Source organism: Mycolicibacterium sp. P4_G11, assembly GCF_056555145.1.
In genome coordinates, this window is sequence record NZ_JBFUJW010000001.1 from 573130 (window position 1) to 585190 (window position 12061).

Here is a 12061-nt window from a genome sequence, read left to right on the forward strand (position 1 = left end):
TGCTCCTCATGCCCGCGCGCAGGGTGACCCACGCTTCTGCCGCGCGACGCGGCGCCGTCATCTGGTACTCGCACGCTATTCAAACAGGTCGACGCGCCGTCTGCGCAGGCGTTTGCCGGACTCGTTAGCGTGGACGCGTGCGTAGCGCCGGCCTGACACATATCGCGATCGTCCCGTCGGCTCCCGTTTTGGTGCCTGAGCTGGCCTCCGACGCCGCCGTCGAACTGGCCGGCCTGACGGCCGCGGTGCGGTCTGCCGCGCAGATCCTGCCGTCACGTTGGGTGGCGGTCGGCGTCGGCCCGCAGGACGCTCGCGTGCCCGCTGACGCGGTCGGCACCTTCGCCGGATACGGCGCCGACGTCCGGGTGACGCTCGCACCCGACGCGTCCGGCGAGCCGCGGCCACTGCCGTTGTGCGCGCTGATCGCCGGCTGGCTGCGGGGGAGCGTCAGCCCGGCAGCATCGGTCGACGTGCGGGTGCTCGCCGACGACCTGGCGCCCGAGGCCGCGCTGCAGCGCGGCCGCGAGCTGCGTGAGGAGTTGGACGCCGCGACCGATCCGGTGGGGGTGCTGGTGGTCGCCGATGGCGCGAACACCCTGACCGCCGCGGCGCCCGGCGGTTTCGACCCCGATTCGGTTGCGCGCCAAGCACACTGGGACGACGCACTGGCCACGGGCGATGTGGCCGCGATCGCCGGGCTGTCGGGCGTGCTGGGCCGGGTGGCGTATCAGGCGCTCGCCGGGCTGGCCGGAGCGGACCCGAAGGCGACCGAGCTGTACCGCGGCGCGCCGTACGGCGTCGGCTACTTCGTCGGCACCTGGGTGCCCGCGTGAGGCCCATCGCGGTCGTCGGACCCACCGGCACCGGCAAGTCGGCCTTGGCGCTGGATCTGGCCGAACAGTTGGGCGGCGAGATCGTGAACGCCGACGCCATGCAGCTCTACCGGGGCATGGACATCGGCACCGCCAAGCTGACGGTGCCCGAGCGGCGCGGCATCGTCCATCACCAGCTCGACGTGCTCGAGGTCACCGACATCGCGACCGTCGCGAACTACCAGGCGGCCGCGGCGGCCGACATCGAGGCCATTGCCGCGTGCGGCGCCGTCCCGGTGATCGTCGGCGGGTCGATGATGTACATCCAGTCGCTGCTCGACGAGTGGTCGTTCCCGGCGACCGACCCGACGGTGCGGGCCCGGTGGGAGGACCGGCTGGCCGAGATCGGTGTCACGGCCCTGCACGGCGAGCTCGCGCGGGTCGATCCCGACGCCGCCGCGTCGATCCTGAACACCGACGGCCGGCGGATCGTGCGGGCATTGGAGGTCGTCGAAATCACCGGCCGGCCCTTCGCGGCGTCGGCGCCGCAGATCGGCGCCCCGCGCTGGGACACCCTCATCGTCGGATTGGATTGGGACACAGAGATTCTCGACGACCGGCTGCAGCGCCGCACCGACCTGATGTTCGCCTCCGGGCTCGTCGACGAGGTGGTGGCCCTACAGGCCCGCGGCCTGCGCGACGGGGTGACGGCGGCCCGGGCCCTCGGCTACGCGCAGGTGCTCACCGCGCTGGACGCCGGCGGCGACGAGGCCGCGATGGCCGAGGCGCAGGAGCGGACGTTCATCGGCACGCGCCGCTATGTCCGCCGGCAGCGGTCCTGGTTCCGCCGCGATCACCGCATCACCTGGCTGGCGGGCGACGCGGACGGGAACGCGGCCGAAGTCGCGCGGATCTGGCGCCACGTACGCTGAGGGTGTGCGGTTTTCCAAAGGGCATGGCACCCAGAACGACTTTGTGGTCCTGCCCGACATAGAGGCACAGCTGCCGATCACTTCCGCCATTGTCGCCGCGCTGTGTGACCGGCGCCGCGGACTGGGGGCCGACGGCCTGCTGCGCGTGACGAAGGCCGGGGCGGCGCAGAACGCCGGCGTGTTCGACCAGCTTCCCGACGGGGTCGCCGCCGACGACTGGTACATGGACTACCGCAACGCCGACGGCTCCATCGCGCAGATGTGCGGCAACGGCGTCCGCGTCTTCGCGCATTACCTGCGGGCGTCCGGGCTGGAGCACCGCAACGAATTCGTCGTCGGCTCGCTGGCCGGGCCGCGGCCGGTGGTGCTGCACGCCGCCGACGCGGTCAACGCCGAGGTCACCGTCGAGATGGGCAAGGCCCGTTCGTTCGGCCACGGCAAGGCGGTCGTCGCCGGACGAACCTTCGATGGCCTGGCCGTCGACGTCGGCAACCCGCACCTGGCCTGCGTCGACCCGTCGCTGAACGTGGCCGGCCTGAACGCGCTGGATGTCGCGGCCCCGGTGTCCTTCGACGCCGAGCAGTTCCCCGAGGGCGTCAACGTCGAGATCCTGACCGCGCCGGTCGAGGGCTTGGTGGCGATGCGGGTGCACGAGCGGGGGGTCGGCGAAACCCGTTCCTGCGGAACCGGAACCGTGGCCGCGACGCTCGCGGCGCTGAACCACACCGGCGCCGACACCGGCAGTCTGCGGGTGGTGATTCCCGGTGGCGAGGTCAGCGTGACCATCACCGAGAGCACCAGTTTCCTGCGCGGGCCGTCGGTGTTGTTGGCGCACGGTGAACTGGCCGCCGAGTGGTGGCATGAGAATGAAGGAAATTCAGATGCGGCCCGCTGACTTTGCGGGCACCATCGATAACTACTTATGACTTATCCTTTTGATCCCGACAACACCCCCAGCGTCGGTGAACTGGCGCTCGAAGATCGTGCGGCACTGCGCCGCGTCGCCGGCCTGTCGACCGAACTGGCCGACATCTCCGAAGTCGAATACCGCCAGCTGCGCCTCGAACGCGTGGTGCTGGTCGGCGTGTGGACCGACGGGACGTCGGCCGACGCGGACAACAGCCTGGCCGAGTTGGCCGCCCTCGCCGAGACGGCGGGCTCCGAGGTGCTCGAGGGCCTGATCCAGCGCCGCGACAAACCGGACGCCTCGACCTACATCGGCTCCGGGAAAGCCCTGGAGCTGCGCGAGACCGTGCTCGCCACTGGCGCCGATACCGTCATCTGCGACGGTGAACTGAGCCCCGCCCAGCTGAACTCGCTGGAGAAGGTGGTGAAGGTCAAGGTCATCGACCGCACCGCGCTGATCCTCGATATCTTCGCCCAGCACGCCACCAGCCGTGAGGGCAAGGCTCAGGTGTCGCTGGCCCAGATGGAGTACATGCTGCCGCGGCTGCGTGGTTGGGGTGAGTCGATGTCCCGGCAGGCCGGTGGTCGCGCCGGTGGTGCCGGCGGCGGTGTGGGTACCCGTGGCCCGGGTGAAACCAAGATCGAGACCGACCGGCGACGGATCCGCGAGCGCATGTCGAAGCTGCGCCGCGAGATCAAGGACATGAAGAAGATTCGCGACACCCAGCGGCACAGCCGCCGGGCCAGCGACACCCCGTCGGTCGCGATCGTCGGCTACACCAACGCCGGCAAATCCAGCCTGCTCAACGCGCTCACCGGCGCCGGGGTGCTGGTGCAGAACGCCCTGTTCGCCACCCTCGAACCCACCACGCGCCGTGGCCAGTTGGACGACGGCCGGCCCTTCACCCTGACCGACACCGTCGGGTTCGTGCGGCACCTGCCGACCCAGCTGGTCGAGGCGTTCCGCTCGACGCTGGAGGAGGTCGTCGACGCGGACCTGCTGGTGCACGTCGTCGACGGCGCCGACGCCGATCCGCTGGCGCAGATCAACGCGGTGCGCAAGGTGGTGGGCGAGGTGGTGGCCGAGTACGACGTCGCGGCACCGCGAGAGTTGTTGGTGGTCAACAAGATCGACGCCGCCGGCGATCTGGCGTTGGCCCATCTTCGGCGGGCCCTGCCGGATGCGGTGTTCGTCTCGGCCCACACCGGTGAGGGTCTGGACCGGCTGCGGCTGCGCATGTGCGAACTGGTCGAGCCGACCGACGCCGCCGTCGACGTGACCATTCCCTACGACCGGGGCGACCTCGTTGCCCGCGTCCACGCGGAAGGCCGCGTCGAGGCCACCGAGCACACCGCCGACGGCACCCGGATCAAAGGCTGGGTACCGATGGCGCTGGCCGCCAGCCTCGGCGAGTTCGTCACCGCCTGAGTCAGGCGGCAGCCTTCGCCGGCTTGTCGGCCTTCTCGGCGGCCGGCTTCGCGGGCTTGGGCGCCTTGGGGGTCTGGGCCTTCTTGTCCTTCTTCGGCTTCTTGGCCTTGTCGGTCGCCGTGGTCTGACCGTCCTTGGCCGGGCCGCCCTTGGTGGTCGAATCGGTGCCGGGCTTCGGATCCTGCTTCGGGTCGGTGGTGTCGGTGGTCTTCGGGTCGGTGACCTTGGTGTCCGGGGTCTTGGTGTCCGGGGTCTTGGTGTCCGGGGTCTTGGTGTCGGGTGTCTTGACATCCGGAGTCTTGGTATCGGCGTCTTTGGCGTCGGCGCCCTTCGGATCCGTCGTGTCCGTCGTCGACAGCTTCGGGGCCGTCACGAGCGCGAGCTTGGCGTCACCGGTCGGGGTGGCGGACACCGCCTTCGGCGTGCTCGACCCGTTCCGGGCCGCGACCGTCGCCGGGGCCGGCACGGGCGTCGCGGCGATCGGCAACTGCACCTTGCCGCCGGTGATGTCGCTGACCGCGGCCTTGACGCCCTCGCCCGCCGCGTTGATCAGGTCCACCGTCAGCGTGACCGGGTTGATCAGCGGGATCAACCGGAACGGCGCCGGGACGCCGGGGCTCAGGCTGCGGTCGTAGCCGGTGTCGATGAGTACCCGCAGCACCGGGGCGACCAGATCGACGATCGGCTTGATGATGAAGCTGGTGTGGGTGAAGCCGCCGAATTCCAGGAACGGCCGGACGATCGGCAGGGTCTTGGTCGGGATGGTGATGTAGGTGGTGTCGCCGTACACGGTCTGGTTCTTCGGGTCGGTGAGGGCCGCGTTCAGCTCGGCGGGCGTGTATTCGAGGTCGGGAATCTCGCCGACGTCGCTGTTGGCGTTCGGCGCCAGGTAGGTGCCGTGGGTGTACCAGAATCCGGCGATGGCGTTGAGGTCGGCGAGCAGGTTGATCGGGTACAGCGGGAAGTCGGAGACGCCGTCGTACTCGAACGCGATGTCGGTGGTCTTGATGCCGGTATTGGTGGGTGCGGGCAGGCCGAACGTCACATCCAGGATCGGCACCGTGCCGAGGAAGGCCAGCCGCTCGAACAGCCCACCGTTGGGCCGGTTGGTGTTGCCGATCATGACGAACGACAGCGCGTCCTTCTGGGCCTGGGTCAGGCCGCCCAGGGTGGCCTTCTCGCGGCTGACGATGTTGCCGCCCTGCGAGTAGCCGAAGATGATGACGGGGTTTGCCGGCGTCGCGGTGGGCAATGCGGCGGTCAGGGCGGCGTCCAGATTGGCGATGCCCTCACCAGTCGATACGTTCCATTTGGCGCCGGACAGGCCACCCCAGCCGGGCAACGGAATCGGCCAGAACTGGGCCGGGTAGTCGATACCGGTCAGCGTGCAGCTCGGCTGCGTGCACAACGGGTTGAACGGCGCGATGTAGTAGTTGTCCGCGTTCTCCTTGTAGCCCGCCACGATGTTGGCGTTGGGTGTGCCGGTGCCCGGGACGATCAGCGCGGTCGCGGCGAGCGTGAACGCGGCCGTCACCATCGACACCACGCCAAGCAGAACCGTGCTCAGCACCGTCAGCATCACGGCCACCGCTGCGGGGATGGTGCGTCCGAAAGTGCGCATCCTCGCCCCCTTTCGGACGTCGCCGACCCCGATAATCGGCTCCTGTTTCGCATCGTCGCACTGCGACCGGACCGGTACCCGGCGTTTGCCGAAAATTTGTCGGGTGTGTCGATTTTTGCGTGCTCGGTGCTCCGATGGTGGTGGGTGAAATCACACCATCGCGATACCTCTTGTGGGGCAAGGTCTTTCGATCCCGGGACGGCCGAATGGGGTGCGGTGGTCAGCGATACGCCCTGTTCGGCACTAAGCTTTGACCAACATCAGCTGCGCATCCATGCAGGACACGCCCGCTGATCACGTCGTGGAACGGCTGAGAGCCTTCAGTTCCCTCTGCACCAGCATTTCTCGCGGCGACCGATACTGCCGCCGGCATTGTCGACCTACCGTGCCGGAAAGGCTGTCTTTATCCATGTCTGAAGAACAATCGTCGTCGTTCGCTGAACTCGGCGTCCCCGAGGCGCTCGTCGCCTCCCTCGCCGGCCGCGGCATCGCCGCGCCGTTCCCGATCCAGGTCAGCACCCTGCCCGACACTTTGGCCGGCCGGGACGTCCTCGGCCGCGGCCGTACGGGCAGTGGCAAGACCCTGGCCTTCTCCATTCCGCTGGTGTCCCGGCTGAGCGGCGTCTCGCGGCGTCCGTCGCGTCCCACCGGTCTGGTGCTGGCCCCGACCCGCGAGCTGGCCTCCCAGATCGCCGCGACTGTCGAGCCGCTGGCCAGCGCCTTCGGGCTGAAGGTGACCACCATTTTCGGTGGCGTCTCGCAGAACCGCCAGGTCGACGCGTTGCGCGGCGGCGTCGACATCGTCATCGCGTGCCCGGGCCGCCTCGAAGATCTCATGAAGCAGAAGCTGGTCACCTTGGACGCCGTCCAGGTCACCGTCCTGGACGAGGCCGACCACATGGCCGACCTGGGCTTCCTGCCCGGCGTCACCCGCATTCTGGCGGCGACCCCGTCCGGTGGGCAGCGCATGCTGTTCTCCGCGACCCTGGACAACGGCGTCGACAAGCTGGTGCGCCGCTTCCTGTCCAACCCGATCACCCACTCGGTCGACGAGATCGACGCGCCGCCGCCGGCCATGACCCACCACGTGTTCCACGTCTCGGGTGCCGCGGAGAAGAACGCTCTGGTGCAGCGGCTGGCGTCCGGCACCGGCCGGCGCATCCTGTTCATGCGTACCAAGCACCAGGCCCGCAAGCTGGCCCGGCAGCTCACCGAGGCCGGTGTGCCGTCGGTCGACCTGCACGGCAACCTGTCCCAGCCGGCGCGTGACCGCAACCTCGCAGCGTTCAGCGCTGGAGAGGCGCGGGTGCTCGTCGCCACCGACATCGCGGCCCGCGGCGTGCACGTCGACGAGGTCGAGCTCGTCGTCCACGTCGACCCGCCGGCCGAGCACAAGGCCTACCTGCACCGCTCGGGACGTACCGCCCGCGCCGGCAGCGCCGGTGACGTCGTCACCGTCGTCCTGCCGGAGCAGCGCAAGGACGCCCAGCAGCTGCTGCGCAAGGCCGGCATCACGGCCCGGCCGCAGGAAGTCGTGGCTGATTCGGCGCCGGTGCAGGCTCTGGTCGGCGAGATCGCGCCGTACCGCGCGCCGGCACCCAAGGAAGCTCCCGCGCCCCGCGGCGGCAACCGGCCGGCCAAGACCGCGACCGCGGGTCAGGCGCAGCGTCGCCGCCGCAGTTCGGGCGGTCTGCAGGCCCCCGGGCGCGCCCAGTCGCAGTCGGGTCGTACCCAGTCGGGACGGTCGCAGTCGGGTCGTTCGCAGTCGGGACGTTCGCAGTCGCGCTAGCCGCACCTACCCAGCCACACCCGGCGGCGCGCCGGGTGTGGTCCCCCTCACAACCAACCGCCCGGTTGGGATAAGTTGTTGCCAAACTTATCCAGTACCGGAGGTCTCGCATGGGTGTCATCAAGTACGACCGCACGTTGTTCGAACCCGAGCACGAACTGTTCCGGGAGTCGTACCGCGCGTTCCTTGACCGGCACGCCGAGCCCTACCGCGAGGAATGGGAGAAGGCCAAGATCGTCGACCGCGAGGTCTGGCGCGAGGCCGGTAAGCAGGGCTTTCTCGGCATGGCAGTGCCGGAGGAGTACGGCGGCGGTGGCAACCCGGACTTCCGCTACAACGTCATCGTCAGCGAAGAAACCGCGGCGGGACGGCACAGCGGTCTGGGTTTCACGCTGCAGAACGACGTCATCGCGCCGTACCTGCTGGAGTTGGCCAACGAAGAGCAGAAGCAGCGCTGGTTGCCCGGGTTCTGCACCGGCGAACTGATCTGTGCCATCGCCATGACCGAGCCGGGCACCGGCAGTGACCTGCAGGGCATCAAGACCCGCGCCGTCAAAGACGGCGATCACTACGTGCTCAACGGCTCGAAGACGTTCATCACCAACGGTATTCACGCCGACCTCGTGATCGTGGTGGCCTGCACCGACCCCGACAAGGGCGCGCAGGGCTTCAGCCTGCTGATGGTCGAGCGCGGCATGGCGGGTTTCGAACGCGGCCGTCATCTCGACAAGATCGGCCTCGACGCGCAGGACACCGCGGAATTGTCGTTCACCGACGTCAGAGTTCCGGTCGAGAACCTGCTCGGGGCGGAGGGCATGGGATTCGTCTATCTGATGCAGAACCTGCCTCAGGAGCGCATTTCCATCGCGGTGATGGCGGCCGCCGCCATGGAGGCCGTGCTGGAATCGACATTGCAATACGCCAAGGAGCGTAAAGCGTTCGGCAAGCCGATCGGCAGCTTCCAGAACAGTCGATTCGTGTTGGCCGTACTGGCGACCGAGGCCACTGCGGTGCGAATCATGGTCGACGAGTTCATTCGCCTGCATCTCGATCGAAAGCTCACAATCGACCAGGCGGCGATGGCCAAATGGTATTCGACGGAGGCGCAGGTCCGCCTGGTCGACCGATGCCTGCAGCTGCACGGCGGCTACGGCTATATGCGTGAATATCCCATTGCGCGGGCATTCCTGGACTCGCGGATCCAGACCATCTACGGCGGCACCACCGAGATCATGAAGGAGATCATCGGCCGCGGATTGGGCGTTTAACGAATTGTCGATGCGAATTTATTCGCATATCGAACCGCGACACACTAGGCAGATAACGCCGGATATCCCGCACGATGGGCATGAACTGAAGCAAAGTTGACAGAATCTCTCGATCACGAGAGTTTGTCTGACGGAATTTGTATCCGGAGTTTTGCCAACCGCGGGAGGAATTCGATGACCGGGCTGCGAACCCGTGGCGGATGGGCTGGTGTCGGTGCCCTTTCCGTCGCGGTGGCATTGCTCATGGCTCCGACGGCGATCGCGACACCGGAAAGCGACGCCGCAGACACGGCGATATCCCACACGTGGGATGCCGCGGGCGGTGACACAGGTGAGCTGGGCGCCAAAGACGGTGACGTCTACCAGGTCGGCGCAGGCTATGCGCAGAACTTCGCGGGCGGAAAGATCTATTTCACCGAGGGCACCGGCGCCCATCTGATTTACGGCGCAATTCTCGACAAGTATCAGGCGCTCGGCGGCGCCGCGGACAGCGATCTCGGTTTCCCGACCATCGACGAGGGCGCGGGGAAGGCCACCGACAGCCGGAACAGCACGTTCAGTGCGGCCGACAAGCCGGTCATCTTCTGGACGCCCGACAACGGCGCCTGGGTGGTTCGCGGTGCGATCAACGTCGCCTGGGACAAGCTCGGCGGATCGGCGGGAACCCTCGGCGTGCCCACCGCCGACGAGTCCTGGCAGGGCGACGTCGTCTCGCAGCCCTTCACCGGCGGTGAGGTGAGTTGGAACGCCAAGACCAAGGCGTTCACCACCACGCCCGCTGACCTGGCAGGCCAGCTGACCGGGGTGGACGTGCCGGGTGATGCGACGTCGGCCATCGCCGCGGCGCGCCGGGCGGCCGGCGGGCCGCAGGGTCCCCTCGGCGACGAGCAGGGTGCCCAGTACAAGGTCGGTGACGGGGTGGCGCAGAACTTCGCCGGCGGCACCATCTTCTATTCGCCGGCCACCGGTGCCCACGCGGTCACCGGCGACGTGCTGGCCAAGTACCGCGCGGCCGGTGGGCCGCAGGGCGACCTCGGATTCCCGGCGAGCAACGAGACCGACGGCGGCGTATCGCCGAAGAGCCGGATCGCGACGTTCGCCGCCGCGGACAACCCGACGATCTTCTGGACGCCCGACCACGGCGCCTTCGTCGTCCGCGGCGCTGTGAACGCCGCGTGGGACAAGCTGGGCGGTGCGGCCGGCAAGCTCGGCGCGCCGACCGCCGACCAAACCGTCAGCGGCGACGTCGTCAGCCAGAAGTTCACGGGCGGCTCGATCTCGTGGAACAAGTCCAGCCGGTCGTTCAGCACTGAACCGGCGGAGCTGGCGTCGCAGTTGAGCGGTCTACAGGTGCCCAGCGCCGACGTGCCGGGCGGCGTGAGCGCGCAGTCCGAGCAGCCCGGCAAGTGGTACCAGTTCCACTGGTGGTGGCTGCTGGCGATCATCCCGCTGTTGCTGGTGGTGGTCGGCATCGTCATCGCGACGCTGCTGCGGCGTCGGCGTCGCGCCGGTCAGGAAGCCTTCGACGAGCAAGACGCGTACGACTACGACGACCACGAGTTCGGCGACGGGGAGTACGGCGACCCGCAGTACGCGGACGGCGGTGTCGACAGCGAGTACGCCCCGGCCGACGAGGGGGAGTACGCCGACGAATTCGCGGCCGAGGACCAGCAGTTCGACAATCCGCACGGCGGCCCGGCCTTCCAGAGCAACCCGGATGTCATCGACACCGCGCCGACGGTGTACCCCGATTTCACGGCTGAGCAGCCTGCGGACGAGGTGTCCGAGGGCGAGCCCGAGACCGCTGCAGAGGCAGAGGTCGCCGAAGAGGTCGAGACCCCCGAAGACGTGCCGGCTGACGAGGTCCACGAGGTGGCGGAGCCTGAGGCGCACGGCGACGACGAGCCCGCCGACGAGCCCACGGTCTCGGTGCAGCTTCCGGACGCATTGCGTCGTGGTGGCGCGGCGGCGGGCCTGACGGCGGCCGGGCTGGCGGGCTTCGCGGGCCTTCGGCCTCGGAACCCCGGCGACCGCGTGTGGGCTGCGCCGGCTGCCGAAGAGCAAGCCGACGAGCCCGAGGAACAGGTACTCGAACCTGAGCCGGCAGACGAACCTTTGGCCGAGCCGTCCGCGGACGACACGCTTACCGACGACAGGGCTGCGGAGGACGCCGCGGCGGCCGGTCCGGCCAGTGGCCGGCACCATGCGCTGGGGGCGGAAGAGCCCGAGACCGCGCAGATGTCGTTCCGCGTCGCGACCGGTGCGGAGCCGCCCGACGGTTATGGCATCAAGGCCAACACCAAGTCAGGTCTGTACTGGGTGCCGGGCTCTCCCGGATACGACGAAGCCGACGTCGAAATCTGGTTCGCCAGTGAGGAATTCGCGGTCACCAACGGATTCGTCCGAGGCTGACGGCACCGACGGCTGAGCCCCGCTGCGAGCGACTGCAGCGGGGCTCACCTATAGGTCTGGCAGGCGTCAGATCTTGCGGATGACGGTCACGACCTTGCCGAGGACGACCGCGTCGTTGCCCGGGATCGGATCGAACGCCGGGTTGTGCGGCATCAGCCACACCTGGCCCTTGGTGCGCTTGAAGGTCTTCACGGTGGCTTCGCCGTCGATCATCGCCGCCACGATGTCGCCGTTGTCGGCCACGTTCTGCTGCCGCACGACGACCCAGTCGCCATCGCAGATCGCGGCATCGATCATGGACTCGCCGACCACCTTCAGCAGGAACAACGAGCCTTCGCCCACGAGTTCACGGGGCAGCGGGAAGACGTCTTCGACGGCCTCTTCGGCGAGGATCGGACCGCCGGCCGCGATCCGGCCGAGCACCGGGACGAAGGTCGGTTCGGGCAGCGCGTCCGAACCGGCGACATCGGTGGTGACGGTGGCGCCGTTCGTCTCGTCGGTGCCCCGGACATCCACGGCGCGCGGGCGGTTCGGGTCGCGCCGGAGATAGCCCTTCTTCTCCAGCGTGCGCAGTTGGTGAGCCACCGAGGAAGTGGAGGTCAGGCCGACCGCGTCGCCGATCTCCCGGATGCTGGGCGGGTAGCCGCGCGTGGTCACCGAGGTGCGGATGACGTCGAGGATGGTCCGTTGACGTTCGGTGAGGCTGCTGGACCGTCCGCCTGGCTGGGCGTCCGGGGTTTCGGTGCTGTCGCTCATAGGGACGAATCTAGCCCAGTGCACACGATTCATCAAACATGTGTTCGAGATCGGGTCGGTCGGCGTGTCGCGCCCGAGATCTGGTCGTGACGTGGCGAAAGCGGGGCCGAAGTAGCGGAACGCAACTTGTCGGTGG

General features: G+C 68.5%; 9 protein-coding genes. 7 read left to right on the forward strand and 2 right to left on the reverse strand.

The annotated features are described in order from the left end of the window. Positions 1–137 precede the first annotated feature (137 nt). Genes AC1U2B_RS02790 through hflX form a run of 4 tightly spaced genes read left to right on the forward strand, consistent with a single transcriptional unit; the run spans position 138 to position 4079 of the window. Positions 138–833, forward strand: a complete 696-nt coding sequence (locus AC1U2B_RS02790) for a class III extradiol ring-cleavage dioxygenase family protein (protein WP_480215580.1) — start codon at positions 138–140, stop codon at positions 831–833. Further along, a complete protein-coding gene (gene miaA / locus AC1U2B_RS02795; protein WP_480215581.1) occupies positions 830–1744 on the forward strand; it encodes a tRNA (adenosine(37)-N6)-dimethylallyltransferase MiaA in 915 nt (304 codons plus the stop codon). Before AC1U2B_RS02790 ends, miaA begins: the two co-directional genes overlap by 4 nt. A 4-nt stretch (positions 1745–1748) precedes the next feature. After that, the gene (gene dapF / locus AC1U2B_RS02800) at positions 1749–2639 is read left to right on the forward strand and encodes a diaminopimelate epimerase (RefSeq protein WP_480215582.1); all 891 of its coding nucleotides are present in this window, start codon (positions 1749–1751) and stop codon (positions 2637–2639) included. Between the two features lie 27 nt (positions 2640–2666). Beyond that, a complete protein-coding gene (gene hflX, locus AC1U2B_RS02805) occupies positions 2667–4079 on the forward strand; it encodes a GTPase HflX (protein ID WP_480215583.1) in 1413 nt (470 codons plus the stop codon). A gap of 1 nt (position 4080) precedes the next feature. Here the strand turns inward: hflX and AC1U2B_RS02810 are convergent, their stop codons facing one another. Then, positions 4081–5700, reverse strand: coding sequence for a PE-PPE domain-containing protein (locus AC1U2B_RS02810; protein ID WP_480215584.1), 1620 nt, complete (start codon positions 5698–5700; stop codon positions 4081–4083). Between the two features lie 409 nt (positions 5701–6109). On the opposite strand from AC1U2B_RS02810, the gene AC1U2B_RS02815 reads away from it, so the two are divergent. The 3 genes from AC1U2B_RS02815 to AC1U2B_RS02825 all read left to right on the forward strand — a co-directional run bounded on the left by AC1U2B_RS02815 (position 6110) and on the right by AC1U2B_RS02825 (position 11169). After that, positions 6110–7489, forward strand: coding sequence for a DEAD/DEAH box helicase (locus AC1U2B_RS02815; RefSeq protein WP_043393830.1), 1380 nt, complete (start codon positions 6110–6112; stop codon positions 7487–7489). A 110-nt stretch (positions 7490–7599) separates the two neighbouring features. Further along, the gene (locus AC1U2B_RS02820; RefSeq protein WP_480215585.1) at positions 7600–8757 is read left to right on the forward strand and encodes an acyl-CoA dehydrogenase family protein; all 1158 of its coding nucleotides are present in this window, start codon (positions 7600–7602) and stop codon (positions 8755–8757) included. Positions 8758–8931: 174 nt separating this feature from the next. After that, the gene (locus AC1U2B_RS02825; RefSeq protein ID WP_480215586.1) at positions 8932–11169 is read left to right on the forward strand and encodes an LGFP repeat-containing protein; all 2238 of its coding nucleotides are present in this window, start codon (positions 8932–8934) and stop codon (positions 11167–11169) included. Positions 11170–11235: 66 nt separating this feature from the next. Here the strand turns inward: AC1U2B_RS02825 and lexA are convergent, their stop codons facing one another. After that, on the reverse strand, positions 11236–11925 hold the full coding sequence (gene lexA / locus AC1U2B_RS02830) for a transcriptional repressor LexA (protein ID WP_260939405.1): 690 nt from the start codon (positions 11923–11925) through the stop codon (positions 11236–11238). Positions 11926–12061: the final 136 nt, after the last annotated feature.